The following is a 19355-nucleotide window of genomic DNA, read 5'->3' on the forward strand; positions in this document are numbered from 1 at the left end:
TCGTACGGTACGTACTTCTTTCAAACGGCCAAAATCGGGCCAATCGTCTAATGAAGGAATAGATTTTTTGAAGAATAGCTAACTATATGGTTTTAGTCGCTTTTGAATAAAATGATTCGTAAAGATACACTTCCTTCAGGGCTGACCTACTACATAGACGTAAATTAACACATCGGTAACTATAGCCCGTACGCAATCTATGGCGCTGGCAGCTTCGTGCGGCTATCTTTGCCCCATGTCTGCCATTCAATCTGACACCTACGACCTGCGCGGTTACGAATGCGACGCGCTGGGCCGCATCAGCATTCCGACGCTTATGAACTGGATGCAGGAGTCGGCCAACCGCAACGCCATCGCCTACGGAATCGGTATCGACGAGCTGGCCCGCCGGGATCTGGACCGCTCTCCGCTGGGCTGGATGCTCATGCGCTTCCGGCTTCGAATGCACCACTATCCGCTTTATGGCCAGTCGGTGCGGGTGGTTACCTATCCAACGTTCGTAGAGAAGTACTTCATTCACCGCGATTTTCGAGTGCTGGCCGAAGACGGTTCGCTGCTGGCCGAGGCTGGCAGTACCTGGCTGGTCTTCGATATGGACAAACGGACTATGGTGCCGCTGCCGGGTTTCATCCGAACGCTCACCCCGCCTGCCGACATCGAGCCGCTGCCCACGCTGCCCCTCAAGCCGCCGTTTCAGAACCAGACCTGGGAACCCACCCGGCAGACCGACGTACCGGTTGGCTGGTTCAGCATCGACCAGAACCAACACGTCAACAACGTAGCCTACATCCAATGGCTGCTCGAAGCGATGGACCAACAGACGCTGGAGACGGCAGCTTTGGCTGAACTTGATGTGGTGTACCGAACCGAAAGCCACTGGCAGGATCAGCTGCTCATTCAGTCGACGCCCGACACAACCGATGCCCACCTTCACCGCATCGTTCAGGCCAGTTCAGGCCGCGATGTCCTGCTGGCCCGGACTCAGTGGCGCCCCAACCCTTCATAATTTGTCGAAAGGTTTTCCTGGCTGGCGCCGACCGCACGGACCACTTGCCCGGATGGTTTGTTGCTGACGCATAAGTGGTCCGTGCGGACACGGACCACGGAGCAGGTAGATACGGATTCAGTGTAGCGTTTATACCGCTGGGGCATTACAGCATTCGAACGATTAGCCGTATTTTTGGTTATTCAGGCCTATATTTGGCCAGGCCCGACTCGGGCCGAACCGATAGTAAACCCTATTGATTATGACCACTTCACCCAACATAACCAACACCCTGAACGGCGTTTTACAGGGGCTGATGCGCCGATACAGCGAACGCGTACCCGACGTGAAAACCATCATCGATGCCATGATCGAAGACGGCATCATCACGTTGGCCGGGGAAATCGAGAATGACCATATTGCCTTCCGGACCATGGGAGTTCCGCATCTGGGGCTGGCGTCATTCGAGAAGATCTTTACGCATTACGGTTACGAAAAACGGGATCGCTACGACTTTACCGAGAAAAAACTGACGGCCTACTGGTACAGTCCGCCCGCTGGTACCAACGCGAACCTGCCCCGTATCTTCGTCAGCGAACTGCGCGTGCATGAACTGTCGGCCGAGGCCCAGCGTATCATTCATCGGTATACCGACACCGTTACCAGCGACCCGGTCGATGCGCTCGATCTCGACGATGCTGCGGCTGTCGACGCTTTTCTGCACCGGCCGCTCTGGCAAACCCCTACCCTATCCGATTACCAGACGTTGCTGGCCGAGAGCGAATACGCAGCCTGGGTCATATACAACCGTTACTACCTCAATCACTTCACCATCAGCGTTCATAACCTCAAGGAAGGCTACAATACCATCGATGAGTTTGTTGCCTTTCTCCAGGCTAAAGGGCTCCGGCTCAACTCGGCGGGTGGTACTATTAAAGTCAGCCCGGACGGTGCGCTTCGGCAGGCCTCGACGGTAGCTCAGCTCATCGATGCGGAGTTTGCCGGGGGCGATGTGTTCCGGATTGCCGGTTCATACGTAGAGTTTGCCGAACGGCGCGTACTTCCCTCGTTCACCCACCTTTCGCCTGATCAGATCGGGCGGGAACACCGGCGCGAAGGCTTCGAGGCTGGTAATGCCGACAAGATTTTCGAAAGCACCTTTACGACGCAGACAAATCGGTAGAAAGTATAGTAGTTGCGGCTTATGCCATGCAGCTGGCCGGTCTGGTTCCTAAGCCGGACCGGCCAGCCCGTACGCCGTATCGTATAATCAGCCAACCATGAACCGAATCATCCTTGTCGCGCTGTTAGTGAGCAGCTTATCCACCCTGGCGCAGAAAGCCGCTCCCGTAGGTATTCAGCTGTACAGTTTCCGGGATCAGTTTGCCAAAGACGTGCCGGGTACTATGGCCAAAGTCAAACAGATGGGATTCCGACAGGCCGAAATTGCCGGCACCTACGGATTGAGCCTGACCGACTTCCGCCAGCTGCTCGACCGGAACAACATCAAAGCCATCAGCACCGGAGCCAGCTTTGAAGACCTCGACAACAACGTGCCGAAAGTGCTGGCTGAAGCCAAAGGCCTGGGAGCCAAATACGTGGTCTGCGCCTGGATACCGCATCCGGGCGATACGTTTATGATTCAGGATGCCGACCGGGCTATCGATGTCTTCAACACCGCCGGTCGGTTGCTGGCCGACAACGGTATTCAGCTGTGCTACCATACCCATGGCTACGAATTTCAGACCTATCAGGACGGCACCTTTTTCGACTACCTGGCCGAGAATTTCGATCCGAAGGCCGTGAACTTCGAGATGGATGTGTACTGGGTTAAGTCGCCGGGCTACAATCCGGTAGCCCTCCTGCAGAAGTACCCCAAGCGGTTTCCGCTGATGCACCTCAAAGACCGCAAGCCCGGCACCCCCGACAGCATGAGCGGCCACGCCGACGTAGAGTCGAACGTAACCCTCGGCACAGGCGACGTGGGCATTGCCGACATCATGAAGCAGGCTAAAAAATCGGGCGTCAAATACTTCTTCATCGAAGACGAATCGTCGCGCTCCATGCAGCAAGTGCCCGAAAGCATCTCCTTTCTGCTGGGACTGAAATAAAGAGTGTACCGATGCGCAGGGCGTTCACTCAATACCACTCCCGAGGGTAAAGTCGTAGACCGCGCGGGCCAGGGCCTGGATGTCGTCGAAGGTGTGAAAAGCACTGATAATGACCCGTGTGTTGGGATTATCGGCGGGCGTAGGGTACGCGAAGGAATAGATAAACATACCGCGCTCCAGCAGAAAAGGGTATAACTCGTTCTGCTCCGTAAAAAATACCGGATAGCCCCTAGCGTGTTGGAAGAGGCCAGTCCGGTCGAGCAGGGCTTCGGCCAGGGTTATATTCTCCCGCAGGATAGCCCGCTGTTCGGCGTAGAGCGCATCGGCCCGGGTCAGCACATCCATGTAGGCGGGTGGCATGGGCGAACAGGCTCCAAAGAAAGCGGTTTTGCGCAGTTCAGCCAGTACGTCGGCATCGCCCAGCACCACGCCCCCCGGCACCCCCATAGCCTTTGCCAGCGAGGCCGTTACCAGCAGACGAACCGAGTCCAGGCGCGGAATCTGGGGCCAGATACCCCAGCCGGGACCCAGCAAACCATCGGCGCGGGGCAGGTCGTTGAGAATCCCGATCCCGTGCGAATCGTCGACCACCAGCGTGATGGCCCGATCAGCTGGCAGCGCATCGACCCAGTCGAACGGGTAATAGCCGGAATGGGCCGCGTCGAGCGCGTTGAGCAGGATGGCGACGGGACCGGGTGGCAACGCCCGCACCTGGTCGGGTAGCTGAGCCACCCAATCGCTGAACGGCAGGCCGGGCAGCGCCACCGCCGGATCGTGCCAGAGCGCCGGATGCGCCTGCGGGCCATAGAGAAACGAAGCCTGCTGCGCCCGCAGGTACTGGACAACGACCTGGCCAGCCATCATACCCGACGATACCGTCAGGGCCGCTTCGGCTCCCGACCAGCTGGCCAGCCGGGATTCGGCTTCGTCGTAGATGCCCAGTTGCAGATTACCATTGCGGGAGCTGCCGAAAGCCGTTCCGTAGCGGCCAATGGCGCTGGTCAGCAGCTGCTGAAAGCCGGGGTGCTGTGGCATACCCAGATACGCCGTGCCGCTAAAAAACAGATAGTCCTGGTCGCCATACCGGATGGTACGGCCCGGTAGCTGATCGATGGTAAACGGATGGATGGGTTGTTGACTCACTCGTTCGTTGGTTAAAGCATGAGCCGGGCGCCGGTGCCGTTTTCGCTGGCGTAGATAACCCGGCCGTTGTTGAAGGTAACCCCCGTAGCGGGATCGTTGGCAATGAGCAGCGACCCATCCAGGTCGGCGTAATCGAGCAGCGGCAGCAGCTGGGCAATGGCCGAAATACCCACACTCGACTCGGTCATGCAGCCAACCATCACGCGTAACCCCAGCGAGCGGGCGGTAGCGATCATTCGCCGGGCGGGCGTCAGGCCCCCGCACTTGGTCAGCTTGATATTGACCCCGTGAAAATAACCGGCGCAACGGGTTACATCGCTTTCTACGATGCAGCTCTCGTCGGCAATGATCGGCAGGGGCGACTGATCAGCGAGTTGCCGGGCTCCGCTCCAGTCGGTGGCCAGGAGGGGCTGTTCAATGAACTCAACCCCCAGCTCGGCCAGCTCGGGCGCAAAAGCCAGTGTTTGTTCGGCAGTCCAGCCGCAGTTGGCGTCGACCCGAAAGCGGGCGCTGGTATGAGCCCGAAGCGCCCGCATCACGTCCAGATCGGTATCGGGTCGGCCAAGCTTAACTTTATACAACGGCCAGGGCCATTCCAGGAGCTTGCTCACCATCCGGTCGGGGGTGTCGAGCCCGATTGTATAATTCGTCAGCGGACTTCGGGAGGGGTCGAGGTTCCAGCACGCATAGAGCGGCTTTTGCTGCCGCTTGGCCCACAGATCCCAGGCAGCCTGATCGAGGGCGCAGAGCGCAAATGGGTTACTGGCCAGGTAGGGCTGCATTTCGGCCCAGAACACGGCCGGGTCGGCTAGCTCGTGGGCTTCGATCCGATCGCGAAGCTGTTCGATGGCCTCCACCATCCCATCGATGGTAATGCCGTAGTAGCGCGTAGCGGTCGCTTCCCCGTACCCACTCAACTCGCCATCGCGCAGTTCGACGAGCAGCGACGGTTGCACATCGCGGCTGTCGTGGGCAATGGTAAACGTATGTTTCAGACGGAGATCAACCCGGTGAAAAATCAATTGCATGAAGCAAATATAGCACCTTACAGCTCGACGAGCCCACAGCGGACGGCAACGATCACCATCCCAACCCGCGTACGAACGCCCATTTTCTGGAAAACTGTTTCGCGATAGCCATCTACCGTACGGGGGCTGACGCACATCCGATCGGCTATATCGTTATAGGTCAACTCGCTACAGGCCAGTTTCAAAAAATCCGACTCCCGGTTGTTCAGCCCGAACATGGGCTTGCTGGCAATCAGGTCGGTTGTGCTGAGGCTACGAACAAGCCGGTGGGTCAGAAAATCGGAATAATAATACCCTTTCTCCATCACGTCATCGAGCGCCTGTCGTAGTTCCGTTGATCGACATCCTTTAAGCAAATAGCCGCGGGCCCCGTTGCGGAGCATGCGCACGATATGTTCTTCCCGGTCGGTCATGGAAAGCGCCATAACCCGCACCGATGGGTAAAGCTGCCGGAGCTGCACTGCCGTTTCGAAGCCATCCATCTCGGGCATATTCAGATCGACCAGCGCAATATCAGGTAGTGGTCCCCGCTGGAGCCGCGTTAGCAGATCACGGCCGTTTTCGGCAATGAACAGCACTTCGTAGCGATCAAATTTTTGAATTAGATCAGCCAGCGCTTCGGCCAGCAGGTGATGATCGTCGGCAATAGCGATTGAGGTTGACATGGGGCGTAAGAGAGGATAATTATCTTCCTGAAATATAGACAGTTATACAACAAGCCGCTAAACAAAGCCCGCAAACAGCAACCAAAATGAATATGAATGTATTATACGGTATTCCCGCCGACCGCTACCGGGTGTAATTGCGCGGTAGTAGTACGGTAACGGTTGTGCCGGCACCCAAACGGCTCTGAACGCTGAGCGTACCGCCGAGTAGTTCGGCCCGGCGGTGCAGGTTGCTCATGCCTGACCCGGACTCGTTGATTGGGCGGGCTGCCACATCGTCCTGGCTGAACCCCTGCCCATCATCGGCAACCGTAAGCGTAAGTCGATCAGGCTGATAATCGACCGACACCGTTACGGTACGGGCGCGGGCATGTTTCAATACGTTGTTGAGCAACTCCTGACTCATTCGCAACAGGACAATATCGACCTGCTGCCCCAGCGGGTACACCTCCCCCGATTCGATAAACCGGGTTTGTATGCGGCCCGTTCGCTGAATACGGTCCAACTCCAGCGACAGACTCGGCAGCAACCCGAACCGCTGAACCGTGTTCTGGTCCAGGGTCTTTGCCAACGCCCGCACGTCAGTAATGATGGTACTGACAACGTCGCGCGTTTGCCGAACCGACTGCTGCACCGCGGCATCTATACTGTCATCTTCGAGCTGGTTCAGCCGCATAGCCGCTACCGTCAGTAACTGCCCGATATGATCGTGTAATTCTTCGGCAATCTGCTGAAGAGTCTGGTTCTGAATTTCTAGTTGAGATTGTAATAATTCGCGCTGGTATTTTTCCTGCATTTCTTTTCGTTCACGAATTACTTCTCTGCGCCGACGCCGGTGAAAAATAATGAAACTGGCGCTAAACAAAGCCATGATCACGAGTACAATACTTCCTACAACGAAGGCAACAAATACAGCATTGGCTGACTCGCTATTCATGATTCGGCAATGAAGAAGGAAGCAAACAGACCACCCCAATTGTCACATACAGTATATAATTAAAAGGAAAGCTGGCATAGTATATAAAAGTAGCCAGTTTTTGATTACTGATGATGAAATAATCGATCAGGCCAATGGTAAAAAAAGTACCCGCAAAGTAGATCAGAATAGCCACAAACAGCCAGAACAGGCCATCTCGTTCCGGTACATACAGATCCTGCCGATCAAGCAGTGTCCGAAAAAAAACAAAGCACCAGTATATCACTAACCCGCTCTCGATCATGTAGGTAATCGAGTTGTTATGCTCCGGCGACTGCCAGAAAATAGTGCTGATCACAACAATAACAATGTACCCAATTATGGAGCCGATGACTCGCTTTCGATGTTTTTCGGATGGTAAGGCAAGGTAAAAAATGGCGCCCAGGCAGGCATATTCTATGGGTGCATACAGATGATAGATGAATAGGTTATTTCCGTTGGTGGTTACTTTGATATAATCAGACCAAAGCTCGACCAGTAAATTACTGATAACCAGCAGTAACAGCGGACGTAGCGTACTGTCCATCCGCGTAAAATTTATGAGTATGATTATAACATTGATGGCCAGCAGACCCAGGTATATTTTATTGGGTGTAGAGACCAAAAGTAGCCATTCCATATCGTCCGTTGAAAGTATGAGCCACTCCGCCGGCGGAGTGGCTCATTGCTCTTATTCTTTATACCCATCGGGCAACAGCTTACTCCCTGCGTATGGGCGCAGACAGGGCGGATTTCTACACAAAAAATTTGTAACCAGTCCGCTTTTTAACGGCTCCTGGTCATCACTGATCAAATCCGTATACGTATTGGTTTCGTCTGGATGACTTACCGGCACCAGTAATGGCCAGATATCATTCTCGACCCCCGAATCAAAGACAGTATCCTTAGTCAGGTAAATCCGTATGCCACCGCAGTTCGGGTTGCTGGCAATGATCTTCAGTAAGGTATCGATACGTACTGTTGCGGCCAGAAACACATCATCTGGGTCGACACCCCGACTTTTTACCATGTAGTCGATGTAGTTTTTCACCTGATTCTGTAGGGTTTCTATGTCAACCGGTTTGGCCTCGCTGGAGGTCGGATCGAGTTCGCAACTGGCTTCTACAAATCTGAATCGATTGGCGGGTGTGTGTGAAATGAGGAGGGGCATAGGTTTTGGGGGTTGATTTGTACGTCAAATTATACAGCTCAGACGTAAAAAGTGATGCGGTTCAATCGCCCGCCTAAAAGGCTAAAAACAAATCACTGATTATCAGTAGACTACAAATAAATTATAGGCCTTTCACCCTGTAAATACGGGAAATTCCCCGTATTGAACACTGGCATTTCCAGCGCCTGTTTTGGGTTAATTTCTCCTTGCCTCGCGCTTGTCAGACAATCACCTTTGTACAGTATTTCTATCCACTCCATAATCGTATCGCTGACGAGCGTCAGTACCCAGCCGCCCCCGGGCAGCTGGGTATTTTTTTGAAACAGCAAGCGGGCATATATACGTACACAACTAAGTCATCTTTTCTGATTATCAATTTATTAGCAAGTAATTTTTATTCTGTTAAATCTAAACAATGTTGTTAAACCGTATGTCTTCCCGTTGATCGATCACACTTCACTATCAGTTTACTTAAGACACAATTTATCAGAATGAAAACCTTAAAATTCTTTTTCGCACTGACTGCGCTGGTAGCGGTAAGTCAGGTTTCGTTTGCTCAGGAAAAAACCGTGACGGTAGGTGGCGCGCCCATGTACCCATCGAAAAATATCATTGAGAATGCTGTTAACTCGAAAGACCATACAACCCTGGTAGCGGCTGTCAAAGCGGCTGGGCTGGTTGAAACGCTGTCGGGTCCGGGCCCCTTCACGGTCTTCGCGCCAACCAACAAGGCGTTTGACAAACTGCCGAAAGGTACCGTTGAGACGCTGGTGAAGCCGGAAAGCAAAGAAACGCTGACCAGCATCCTGACCTATCACGTAGTACCGGGCAAGGTAAGCGCGGCCGATCTGGTGAAACAGATCAAAGACGGTAGTGGTAAAGCTACCCTGACAACGGTTGCGGGCGGTACGCTAACGGCCATGATGAGAGGTAAAAACGTGGTACTGACCGATGCCAAAGGCGGCACCTCAACCGTCACCATTGCGGACGTAAACCAGTCGAACGGCGTTATCCACGTTATCGACACGGTACTGATGCCGTAAGCAAACCACATCGGTGGAACAGAAAACCCGGCCAGGCGGCCGGGTTTTCTGTTTTTAGCCCAGTCTGAGATCGGGCAACCACTGAAAAAGAAGCCTGAACATCAGCCACCCGAGTCGGTTATCAACAACAAATACATATAGTTTCATAAAACCTGATCAACGTATGAAGAGTGCAGTAATAATGGTAGCCCTGCTGACCACGCTGGCTTCGGCAGGCAGCTTTGCCCAGTCGGGTAGTTCGGGCAAGAACAGTACAAAGCCCGGGTCGAGCAGTGGGCTGCAACAATCGGTTAAGGGTGGTGCTACGTCGGGCGGCCCCTCGAATGGAGCGGGTAGTATCGGCGCTCAAAAGGGGAGTACTACCCGGCAGGGATCGATGACCGCGACCACGAAGTCGACCAGCCGCAAAAAAACGGGTAGCCGGTAAGCCGCTATCAACGTTTTGATTTCCTAACAACAGCGCGCACCTGACCAGCCTGGTTGGATGCGCGCTGTTGTTGAATACCGAAGTGGCCGTTACGGGTAGCTGACGGTGTTTTGTTCTTATTCTTTAGGCGACTGTTGTTCGTGAAGGTAGTGTTAGCGACTAATACATACAAAAGCTGTAGCTTTTGTATGTATTAACCTTCTAAATCAGATAACCGATGAATCCGAACAAAGTACTGTGGGAGAAAGGCGACTTCACCCAAATTGCCCGAACCATGCGGGAAAGTGGTGAAAACCTGGTTGCCCAGCTTGGTATTACCCAGGGACTGGACGTTCTTGACCTGGGTTGTGGGGATGGAACTACCGCCCTGCCGGCAGCCAGACGCGGGGCTATCGTTTTAGGGGTCGACATTGCCCGTAATCTGGTTGAAGCAGGTAACAGTCGCGCCCGGGCTGAGGCACTCTCTACCTGTACGTTTCAGGAAGGGGACGCTACCGATCTGTCAGAGTTGGACGATCATCGGTTCGATCTGGTCGTAAGCATATTCGGCGCCATGTTTGCCCCGAAGCCGTTTGAAGTGGCGAGTGAAATGGTTCGCGTCACCCGACCGGGCGGGCGGATCATCATGGGCAACTGGATTCCGGGCGATCCTACGCTGGTGGCTCAGATTCTAAAAATCAGTTCGGCCTATACCCCGCCACCGCCCGACGGGTTCATAAGTCCTATGCTGTGGGGTATCGAGAGCCATGTCATCGAACGGTTCGGGAAAGCCGGGATAGCCCAATCGGCTATTTCATTCGTGAAAGATACGTTTACCTTCAACGCGCCCTATTCCCCCGCCGAATTTGTCAGCGTGTTCAAAACCTATTACGGGCCAACCATGAATGCATTCGAAGCCGCCGAAACGAACGGAAAGACGGCAGAGCTACAGACTGAGTTGGAAGCCTTATTCATCAGTCAGAACAAAAGCGCCGACCCGACCACCACCACGGTTGATGCCTCTTTCCTGCGGGTAACGGTTCAGTGCTGACTATATACTAGCCAGTTTGGGCTGGCTAGTATACCTTTTATTGTCTTATTATCGCAGTCGATTTGTCTCGTCAATAAGCCAGTTTACATCTGCTGTGTATGGGTTGGTCTTTAGGTAATTGACCCATAATTGTAGTATTGAAACAGACGGCGAGTTTGATTGTCTGAGCGCTCTGAATAGCTTCTGAAAGTTATCGGAATGAGGATCCCGATCTTCACTTTTCGATGTTTTAGAAATTTTTCTGAGTTTGTCAAAATCATGGGGTAACCCATACGTGGTTAATGAAATTTGAGCCTCATCGGCACAAAATATAATCCATCGTTCGACTGCCGGACATAAGTAGATAAGGAAGTGTGGTCTTGTACTGTGTTTCAGCAGTCTGAGGCAACCTTCTATATGATAAATCGAGTCAAAATTCTGTGCATATTCCCGGTCCTGCACATCTTCATCGACAATACCCAGGGCAAACTCATCAGCCAAGCTCTCCTTCATTATTTTCAGGACATTGGTACCTTTTTGATGATTATACTGACGTTTGGGTGGTACAAGTGCTTTGACCAGTTTCGTATCAATATAGCATTCAGGGAGCACATTCAGGTCCATCAGGATAAATAGGCTTCGCTGTTAAAAAATAAATCAACGCCATATTTTCTGACTTCGTAAACCTCTTCTGTTGTCAGTCCTCTCACGACGGTTTGTCCATCCTTAAAGTCGACCATGAATATGCCTAACTCATCGATGGCATCGGTCAGAAACTCCTCAACGATCAACGGGCTATGCGTTACTATGAAGAATTGATTAGTTAACGAACGGATTACTTCCTGCGTGAATTCGCTTATATAAGGTGGATAAGCGTGTGCTTCCGGCTCTTCAAATAAGAGCACTGAATTTTCATTGGAAGCAACAGCTGTTTTATAAAAAATAATACGTTGCAGGGTGTCTGCCACCGACGAATAGGGTAACTGAAAAACTTCATCTTCCCCTTTCTCTTTTTGTACTTTCAATGATTGACTGGCGGTATCCAGTACCAGCCGCAAACCGTACTGCCGAAACCACTGAGCATATAGCTTGCGAAGCTCAGGCATGAGTTCAAGAACGTACAAAATATTTTCCCCAAAAGGGGGAAGCAGATAAGATACCCTTCTCTCTAAGAACTTCACATCAGGCCTATACGCATATCGTTTTGTCTCTGGCTCAAAAATTTGGCTGTAACCTTTAGGCTTATGTACGCTAAAATTATCATTTACTGTATAGGCGTACTTTTGATTAGTGTGAACGTCATTGGGATCAAAGGTGTTAATACTTCTCGCTGCAATAAGTGTTTCTGAGGCAGATTTAAGAAATATAAGCTTACATACCTCTTCGTATTGCAAGTTTTTATCCCGCCTGATTTTTATTGAAACTTCTTGGTTTATATCTCCATTGAAATGGAGTTCCCTAAGATTCTCTACCCGGACAATATCTGTTAATTTCTCCCATGATGTATTCAATAGCGACAGCGCTTCTATAATATTTGATTTTCCTACGTTTGGCCTACCGATGAAGAGGTTGATGCGCCTGAAACCGTCAACCGTCAACTCCCGGATGGATTTAAAATTGGTGATTTCCAGTCGATCAATAAAATGATTCATATCTGATTACCGATTGCGCGTCTAAGTTAACAACAAAAAGACGGCTGTATGAGTAGCCGTCTTTTTGTTAGAAATATGTCTATTCAGACGGTATCAGTAGCCCAGCACCGGGCTTAGCCACCGCTCTACCTCGTCGACCGGCATGTCTTTGCGCATCGCGTAGTCGAGTACCTGGTCTTTGCTGATCTTACCCACCGCGAAATATTTCGATTCGGGGTGGCTGAAGTAAAAACCGCTCACCGACGAAGCCGGGTACATGGCGAAACTTTCGGTCAGCTCGATACCGATTTTGTTGGCGTCCAGCAGCTCGAACAGGGTCGCTTTTTCCGTATGGTCTGGGCAGGCCGGATAGCCCGGTGCCGGCCGGATACCCTGGTATTTTTCTTTGATCAGCTCGTCGTTGCTGAGCGTTTCGTTAGTCGCGTAGGGCCAGAACTCTTTCCGAACCCGCTCGTGCATCCGTTCCGCAAAGGCTTCGGCCAGTCGGTCGGCCAGCGCTTTCACCATGATGCTGTTATAGTCGTCGTGGTCGCGTTCGTATTTTTCCAGCAGTGCTTCAATACCAATACCCGCCGTTACCGCAAATCCGCCGATGTAGTCTTCACGGCCGCTGTCGAGCGGAGCCACAAAATCGGCCAGGCAGAAGTTGGGTAAGCCCGGTGCTTTCTGATTCTGCTGCCGCAGAAAATGCAGCACCGTACGGGTGTCGTAGACGAGGGTGCCGGCGTTGGAGACGCTTACCGCAGCCGCCGTTTCGGCCCGGCTGATTTTGTACTCGATGTGCCGGTGTGACCCGTGGCGTTCGCAGGCAATATCGCGGATTTCCTCTTCGAACTCATGCAGCAACACGTCGTCGTCGGTGGAGTTGGCCGGGTAGAAGCCGACTACGGCCTTCGCCCCCAGCAGCTTGCCGTCAATGATCTCCTGCAACAGCCGGTTGGCGTCGTCAAAAAGTCGACGAGCCTCGCTGCCCACGACGGCATCGTCAAAGATAGCCGGGTATTTGCCGCTTAGCTGCCAGGTCTGGAAGAAAGGCGTCCAGTCGATGTATTTGGCCAGTTCGGCGATATCGTACTCGTCGAAATAGCGATTGCCGAGAAACGCAGGTTTGGTGGGCTGGAAGGCCTGCCAGTCGATGGGCGTCCGGTTAGCGCGGGCCTTTTCGATACCCAGCAGATTCTTCTCTTTCTGCCGCTTGGCGTGGTCTTCGCGCAGCCGGGCGTACTCGGCTTTGATTTCGCGGAAAATTTCTTCTTTGGTGCCTTCGGTATCGCTGACCAGCCGACCGGCTACCGGTACGCTGCGGCTTGCGTCGAGCACATGAATAACCGGCCCCGAGTAGTGCGGGTCTATTTTCACGGCCGTATGCATCCGGGAGGTCGTAGCGCCCCCGATCAGCAGCGGGATCGTAAAGCCCTGCCGCTCCATCTCCTTTGCCACCCCGACCATCTCGTCGAGCGATGGGGTTATGAGCCCGCTCAGGCCAATGATGTCGACCTGGTGTTCGCGGGCCGCGTCCAGAATTTTCTGGGTCGGCACCATCACGCCCAGATCGATGATTTCGTAATTATTACAACCCAGCACCACGCCGACGATATTTTTGCCGATATCGTGCACATCACCTTTTACGGTGGCCAGCAGTATTTTACCGGCATTGGTCGAGGTATCTCCGCCTACCAGTTTCTCGGCTTCGATAAAGGGCGTCAGGTAGGCCACGGCTTTTTTCATGACCCGCGCCGACTTGACCACCTGCGGCAGAAACATTTTCCCTTCGCCAAACAGATCGCCTACGACGTTCATGCCGTCCATGAGCGGCCCCTCGATCACGTGCAGCGGCCGCTCGACCTGCTGCCGGGCTTCTTCTACGTCCTGATCGATGAAATCCGTAATGCCTTTGACAAGCGCGTGTTTGAGCCGCTCCCGAACGGGTTCACTCCGCCACGCATCGTCCTGTACAACGACTTTGCCTTTGGCTTTTACCGTTTCAGCAAACTCGACCAGGCGTTCGGTAGCGTCGGGCCGGCGGTTCAGCAGTACGTCTTCGCAGCGCTCGAGCAGGTCTTTGGGAATACTGTCATACACCTCCAGCTGACCGGCATTTACGATACCCATGTCGAGACCCGCCCGGATGGCGTGGTAGAGGAAAGCCGAGTGCATAGCTTCGCGTACCACATCGTTACCCCGGAACGAGAACGAAATATTCGACACGCCCCCGCTTACCTTCGCCAGCGGCAGGTTCTCCTTGATCCAGCGGGTGGCATTGATGAAATCGACGGCGTAGTTGTTGTGTTCTTCGATACCCGTTGCTACGGTCAGGATATTGGGGTCGAAGATGATATCCTGCGCGGGGAAGTTAACCTTGTCGACCAGAATCCGGTAGGCGCGTTCGCAGATTTCGATGCGCCGTTCGTAGGAATCGGCCTGCCCGTTCTCGTCGAAAGCCATCACCACCGCAGCGGCTCCGTAACGCTTAACGAGCTGGGCGCGCTCGATGAATGCCTCCTCCCCTTCTTTCAGTGAGATGGAGTTCACGATGGCTTTTCCCTGCACACATTTGAGACCGGCTTCGATCACCTCCCACTTTGACGAGTCGACCATGATCGGGACGCGGGCAATATCGGGTTCCGACGCAATCAGGTTCAGGAACGTGGTCATGGCCTCGACCGAGTCGAGCATACCTTCGTCCATGTTAACGTCAATCACCTGCGCGCCCCCTTCCACCTGGCCACGCGCAATGCTCAGCGCTTCGTCGTAGTTGCCTTCTTTGATCAGCCGCGCAAATTTCTTCGAGCCGGTCACGTTGGTTCGTTCGCCAACGTTCAGGAAGTTGGTTTGCTCGGTAATTTTGAGGGGTTCCAGCCCGCTCAGCTTCTGGTAAGGCTCAGGCGCCGGCAGCTGGCGGGGTGGGTATTTGGCCGCCACGTCGGCAATGGCCCGGATGTGGGCCGGGGTAGAGCCGCAGCACCCCCCCACGATATTGACAAACCCGTCGCGCACGAACCCTTCGATTTGTACGGCCATCAGCTCGGGCGTCTCGTCATACTCCCCGAAGGCGTTGGGCAATCCCGCGTTCGGATAGGCCGATGTAAAAAACGGCGCTTCTTTGGCAAGCGTCTGAATATAGGGGCGCATCGGTTCAGCCCCGAGCGCACAGTTCAGCCCCACGCTCAGCAGCGGCAGGTGCGAAACGGAGTACAAAAAGGCTTCCGTTGTCTGCCCCGACAGGGTTCGCCCGGAGGCATCGGTAATCGTGCCTGACACCATGATCGGCAGCGGAGACTGGGCTTCGGCCAGCTGACCGGCCTGTACCGCTACGCGCTTTCCGCCTTCTTTGAAGTACTTGTCGATGGCGAACAGGGCAGCTTTGGCGTTGAGCGTATCGAAAATGGTTTCGACCAGCAGCAAATCTGCCCCCCCGTCGACCAGCCCGGCTACCTGCTCATAGTAAGCAGCCACCAGATCATCGAACGTAACGGCGCGGTAGGCAGGGTTGTTGACATCGGGCGACAGGCTGGCGGTACGGTTAGTAGGGCCCATAGCACCGGCCACAAACCGGGGCTTGTCGGGGTTTTGCCGCGTAAACTCATCGGCCACTTCTTTAGCGATCCGGGCCGACTCGCGGTTCAGTTCGTAGGCCAGCGACTCCATATGGTAGTCGGCCATGGCGATACTGGTGCCGCTGAAGGTGTTCGTTTCGATAATGTCGGCACCGGCTTCCAGATACTGCCGGTGTATTTCCTGAATGACCTCAGGTTTGGTCAGCGACAGCAGGTCGTTGTTGCCTTTGAGATCGTGGGGCCAGTCGGCGAACCGCTCACCCCGGTAGTCGGCCTCGGTGAGTTGGTACTGCTGAATCATGGACCCCATCGCGCCGTCGAGGACGAGGATACGTTCCCGGAGAAGTTCGGTAATAGGCTTCAAAGGATGCAAATCGTTTTGGCTATATTCAGAATCAACATATAGTCAGCCCGGAATAATTCAAGTGCCGTGAAATAATGACTGACTGGTAACGGGTGTGGTGAAGTGCTTAGGGCTGGTAAAATTACGCAAAACAGTTGGTCAACGAAACGCTTCCCGGTCTATTGGGTATAAGCCCGTTCTGAACAGGAACCGTTCGTAACCAGTTTATTTCGCACGGGCCGGGCCTGCCGGTTGCTCCCATAGGGGCAGACCGGCGAGTTCAGGCCCGTACGCCACTGGTAGCAAAGCTCCCGGAAGTTGGTATCTTTGGCCGTTTTGTTCATTAAAATTAGCTCTTTTTGTTTTGAAACTGGCAGCTATTGATATCGGGTCGAACGCGGCTCGGATGCAGATTTCGACGGTTCTCCACAACGATGACCTCGTCAGTTTTAAGCGGGTCGAATACGTGCGGTTCCCGCTCCGCCTGGGTCACGACGTCTTTAATTTCGGCGAACTAACCCCCGAGTCCGAAGCCCGCACGACCAAGCTCATGCAGGTGTATAAACTCCTCATGGAGCTGCACGAGGTAGAAGGCTATATGGCCTGCGCTACCTCAGCCATGCGCGAAGCCAGTAACGGCCCCGATATAGCCCGGCGTATCGAAGCGGCAACCGGGGTAAAAATTCACATCATCGACGGCCAGAAAGAAGCCGAACTGATCAACAATGTGGTTGTTCAGGCCCTCGACGACCGGCAGTTTCTGCACATCGATGTGGGGGGTGGCAGCACCGAGCTTAACCTCTACGTGAACCGGCAGAAAGTCAATTCCAGATCGTTCAAGATCGGCTCGGTACGGCTGCTGGAAGGCAAAGAAACAAAAGGCGCCTGGCGAAAAATAGAAGACTGGGTCGAAGATAACGTCGACGCGTCCCGCGAGATAATTGCCGTTGGTACGGGTGGCAACATCAGCAAACTCTTCAACCTGGCGGCAAAAACCACCGAAGAAGGCACGACCCTGACCGAGATTGAGCGCATCCGTAACCACATTGCTACGTTTAGCCTGGACGACCGGATCAACAAACTCCGGCTCAACGCCGACCGGGCCGATGTGATCGTACCGGCCGCCGATATCTATATCTCGGTCATGAAATGGGCCCGAGCCAGCCAGATCATCGTGCCCGACCTCGGCCTCAAAGACGGAATCATCCAGCTGGTTTACTCCCAGCACATAAAAAAGCACAAAACGCACTGACCCGCGCTTGAGGGTTCATTCGTAACGGCCGGCACGCTCTCCAGGGGTGCCGGCCGTTACGTTTATCCGGTTCCTGCGTAAGGAAGGTATGCCTTACCGTATCGAACTCGACGCCGACCTGCACGCACCCACCCGATGGCCGTATGCGGAGGATGGCTTCTTTTTCAATACCCCTGAGCACGTTCGGCAGCAACATCCCGGCACGGGTCGTACGGTACTGGCCGTCAATACGCGCACCGGCCGGGCCGAAGCGCGCTGTACGTTTTTCGTCGATGGCAACCAGGCCCGTAGCCCCGCGGCCGCTCCGTTCGGCTCGGTCGAGTTTACCGATACGCTGCCCGACACAGCACTCGGCGACTTTCTGGATACGTTACTGGCGGTGGTCTCTGCCAGTGGGGTGAGCCGCTTCCGGCTGGTCAACTACCCCCACGATTACGCTCCCCGGCAGGCGCAGCAGCTCACGGAGCAACTCACCCGGCGCGGGTTCGGCATCGTGTCGACAACGGCGAGTTACCTACTACCCATTACCGACGACCCTTTCGACACCCGCATCGATGCCTCCGAACGGCGACGGCTTCAGAAATGCAGGAACGCCGGTTTCCGGTTCGAGCACTGGCCTAATCCCGACATCGACCGCGTTACCGCTTTTCTGGTCAGCACCCGGCAGCAGCAGGGCTACGCGCTCAGCCTGCCCCCCGAGCAGTTAGGCCAGTTGCTCCGAACCTTCCCGAATCAGTTTCTGGTCTTTGTGGTCAGCGACACAGGTGCGGTAGCTGCGCTGACCATAGCCGTACGCGTCCGGGCCGACATTCTGTACAGTTTCCTGCCCGCATCCAGCCCCGACTATCATACGTTCAGTCCCATGGTACTACTCATTGACGGGCTGGTCGGTTACTGCCGGCAGCAGCAGATTCGGCTGCTCGATCTGGGCGTATCGCTCGACGGCGATCACCAGCCCAAACCCAGTCTGAGCCGCTTCAAACGCCGACTTGGCGCTCAGGAATCGCCCAGGCTCACCTTCGAGAAACAGTTTTAGTTTGCTTCGTCTTTATAAATATCGAGCGAATGCTGCTTGGGGAAACAATCGACCAGGCCCTGCTGGTTGAGGTTGACGATCGGGTAGCCTTTGAACTTTTCGAGGTCTTTGAACAGGAAGTGGTGGGAGTACAACAACTCGCCTACGCTGCCCGCGTTGGTGTTGCGCACCTTCGACGGCGGATCGCCCGACTTGTCGTAGAAATGCCGATCGATGTAGTACATATCGTTATTCTCGTCTACGACCAGGTTGAGGAAATAATCGTTATCGAAGCCACAGATGTAGATTTCGCGGTAGCCCATGTAGCAGGCCGCAGCCAGGGCTTTGTAGGCCGTCATGGAAATATAGCTCCGGGGGCCGGTAAGGGTGATCCGGTTCAGAAATACGTTTCCCCGGTCGTAGTAGCCGTATTTTTTCTGGAAAGGCGATGCAGTAACGTGTTCCAGCGGTACGAAGCAGGTGATGTTGCGTTCGGTCAGCAGGGCCATGTCTCGTTTGAGCCGTTCGGTCAGGTGCGGGTATTTCTCGGGAAAGAAAAAAGCCGGATCACTCAGCAGGTAATAGTCGGGGACAACGACATCGGCCAGGGGCGAACTAATGTACGAGTTCACCGCAAACACGTCGAAGTGCTGCGCCTGCTGCAGCCGGGTGATCTTGTCGGGGTCGAGCCGCCCGACCGACGGTCCGTTAGCCAGTACCAGGGCCTTCCGGCCCGACATACTTCCTTTAAGCCTACGGGTTTTCTGCAAATGACCATAGTTACGACTCACCACCTTCAGGCGGTAAAACCAGTTACGGGCCACCGTATCGAACCAGAAACCAAGAATGCGGGGTATGCTCAGACCAAGATAATTCATCAACGAATGTCGGGCGGTAGTAACAGCCCGCAAAACTACTACGAATCCGGCAAATGGCCGGACGGGGCCGCTCAGCTTGGCCAGCCAGCATTTATTTGCTACTTTTGACCTATCTCGAACA

General features: G+C 54.1%; 19 protein-coding genes. 8 read left to right on the forward strand and 11 right to left on the reverse strand.

Annotated elements, in window-relative coordinates; genetic code table 11:
* Positions 1 to 235: 235 nt before the first annotated feature.
* The 3 genes from EQG79_RS07310 to EQG79_RS07320 all read left to right on the forward strand — a co-directional run bounded on the left by EQG79_RS07310 (position 236) and on the right by EQG79_RS07320 (position 3096).
* The gene (locus EQG79_RS07310; protein ID WP_129600942.1) at positions 236 to 1006 is read left to right on the forward strand and encodes an acyl-[acyl-carrier-protein] thioesterase; all 771 of its coding nucleotides are present in this window, start codon (positions 236 to 238) and stop codon (positions 1004 to 1006) included.
* A gap of 241 nt (positions 1007 to 1247) precedes the next feature.
* Positions 1248 to 2168: a DUF1338 domain-containing protein gene (locus EQG79_RS07315; protein ID WP_129600945.1), complete on the forward strand. Its 921-nt coding sequence runs from the start codon at positions 1248 to 1250 to the stop codon at positions 2166 to 2168.
* A gap of 97 nt (positions 2169 to 2265) precedes the next feature.
* Entirely contained in the window at positions 2266 to 3096 is an 831-nt protein-coding gene (locus EQG79_RS07320; protein WP_129600947.1) for a sugar phosphate isomerase/epimerase family protein, read from the forward strand.
* A 24-nt stretch (positions 3097 to 3120) separates the two neighbouring features.
* Here EQG79_RS07320 and EQG79_RS07325 read toward each other — a convergent pair whose 3' ends face one another.
* From EQG79_RS07325 to EQG79_RS07350, 6 genes are all read right to left on the reverse strand, one after another.
* On the reverse strand, positions 3121 to 4239 hold the full coding sequence (locus EQG79_RS07325) for an aminotransferase class I/II-fold pyridoxal phosphate-dependent enzyme (protein ID WP_240699295.1): 1119 nt from the start codon (positions 4237 to 4239) through the stop codon (positions 3121 to 3123).
* An 11-nt stretch (positions 4240 to 4250) separates the two neighbouring features.
* Positions 4251 to 5267 carry a dipeptide epimerase gene (locus EQG79_RS07330; RefSeq protein WP_129600949.1) on the reverse strand — a complete coding sequence of 339 codons (1017 nt, stop codon included), beginning with the start codon at positions 5265 to 5267 and terminating at the stop codon, positions 4251 to 4253.
* A 17-nt stretch (positions 5268 to 5284) separates the two neighbouring features.
* A complete protein-coding gene (locus EQG79_RS07335; RefSeq protein ID WP_077920750.1) occupies positions 5285 to 5932 on the reverse strand; it encodes a response regulator transcription factor in 648 nt (215 codons plus the stop codon).
* Between the two features lie 124 nt (positions 5933 to 6056).
* Positions 6057 to 6869 (reverse strand): sensor histidine kinase, encoded by an 813-nt coding sequence (locus EQG79_RS07340; RefSeq protein WP_077920749.1) that lies wholly within the window; start codon positions 6867 to 6869, stop codon positions 6057 to 6059.
* Positions 6862 to 7434, reverse strand: a complete 573-nt coding sequence (locus EQG79_RS07345; protein WP_129600951.1) for a hypothetical protein — start codon at positions 7432 to 7434, stop codon at positions 6862 to 6864. The genes EQG79_RS07340 and EQG79_RS07345 overlap by 8 nt, the downstream gene beginning before the upstream one ends.
* 144 nt (positions 7435 to 7578) lie before the next feature.
* Positions 7579 to 8058 carry a hypothetical protein gene (locus EQG79_RS07350; protein WP_077920747.1) on the reverse strand — a complete coding sequence of 160 codons (480 nt, stop codon included), beginning with the start codon at positions 8056 to 8058 and terminating at the stop codon, positions 7579 to 7581.
* A gap of 491 nt (positions 8059 to 8549) precedes the next feature.
* Between EQG79_RS07350 and EQG79_RS07355 the strand changes: the two genes are divergently transcribed.
* The 3 genes from EQG79_RS07355 to EQG79_RS07365 all read left to right on the forward strand — a co-directional run bounded on the left by EQG79_RS07355 (position 8550) and on the right by EQG79_RS07365 (position 10558).
* The gene (locus EQG79_RS07355; RefSeq protein WP_077920745.1) at positions 8550 to 9101 is read left to right on the forward strand and encodes a fasciclin domain-containing protein; all 552 of its coding nucleotides are present in this window, start codon (positions 8550 to 8552) and stop codon (positions 9099 to 9101) included.
* A gap of 163 nt (positions 9102 to 9264) precedes the next feature.
* Entirely contained in the window at positions 9265 to 9528 is a 264-nt protein-coding gene (locus EQG79_RS07360) for a hypothetical protein (RefSeq protein WP_129600953.1), read from the forward strand.
* 217 nt (positions 9529 to 9745) lie between these two features.
* Positions 9746 to 10558 carry a class I SAM-dependent methyltransferase gene (locus EQG79_RS07365; protein ID WP_077920743.1) on the forward strand — a complete coding sequence of 271 codons (813 nt, stop codon included), beginning with the start codon at positions 9746 to 9748 and terminating at the stop codon, positions 10556 to 10558.
* Between the two features lie 48 nt (positions 10559 to 10606).
* Here the strand turns inward: EQG79_RS07365 and EQG79_RS07370 are convergent, their stop codons facing one another.
* The 4 genes from EQG79_RS07370 to EQG79_RS30935 form a co-directional block, all read right to left on the reverse strand.
* Positions 10607 to 11161: a hypothetical protein gene (locus EQG79_RS07370; RefSeq protein ID WP_129600955.1), complete on the reverse strand. Its 555-nt coding sequence runs from the start codon at positions 11159 to 11161 to the stop codon at positions 10607 to 10609.
* Complete coding sequence (locus EQG79_RS07375) at positions 11161 to 12189, reverse strand: AAA family ATPase (protein WP_129600957.1); 1029 nt, start codon at positions 12187 to 12189, stop codon at positions 11161 to 11163. The genes EQG79_RS07370 and EQG79_RS07375 overlap by 1 nt, the downstream gene beginning before the upstream one ends.
* A 93-nt stretch (positions 12190 to 12282) precedes the next feature.
* Positions 12283 to 16110, reverse strand: a complete 3828-nt coding sequence (metH, locus tag EQG79_RS07380) for a methionine synthase (RefSeq protein WP_129600959.1) — start codon at positions 16108 to 16110, stop codon at positions 12283 to 12285.
* Between the two features lie 158 nt (positions 16111 to 16268).
* A complete protein-coding gene (locus EQG79_RS30935; RefSeq protein ID WP_161492743.1) occupies positions 16269 to 16433 on the reverse strand; it encodes a hypothetical protein in 165 nt (54 codons plus the stop codon).
* 20 nt (positions 16434 to 16453) lie between these two features.
* Here EQG79_RS30935 and EQG79_RS07385 point away from each other — a divergent pair, with 20 nt between their 5' ends.
* Positions 16454 to 17341 (forward strand): Ppx/GppA phosphatase family protein, encoded by an 888-nt coding sequence (locus tag EQG79_RS07385; RefSeq protein WP_077920739.1) that lies wholly within the window; start codon positions 16454 to 16456, stop codon positions 17339 to 17341.
* A gap of 88 nt (positions 17342 to 17429) precedes the next feature.
* Positions 17430 to 18377 (forward strand): GNAT family N-acetyltransferase, encoded by a 948-nt coding sequence (locus tag EQG79_RS07390; protein ID WP_129600961.1) that lies wholly within the window; start codon positions 17430 to 17432, stop codon positions 18375 to 18377.
* Here EQG79_RS07390 and EQG79_RS07395 read toward each other — a convergent pair.
* Positions 18374 to 19234 carry a hypothetical protein gene (locus EQG79_RS07395; protein ID WP_129600963.1) on the reverse strand — a complete coding sequence of 287 codons (861 nt, stop codon included), beginning with the start codon at positions 19232 to 19234 and terminating at the stop codon, positions 18374 to 18376. The genes EQG79_RS07390 and EQG79_RS07395 overlap by 4 nt on opposite strands.
* Between the last annotated feature and the right edge of the window lie 121 nt (positions 19235 to 19355).

The organism is Spirosoma sordidisoli, from assembly GCF_004138325.1.
Lineage (GTDB): Bacteria > Bacteroidota > Bacteroidia > Cytophagales > Spirosomataceae > Spirosoma > Spirosoma sordidisoli.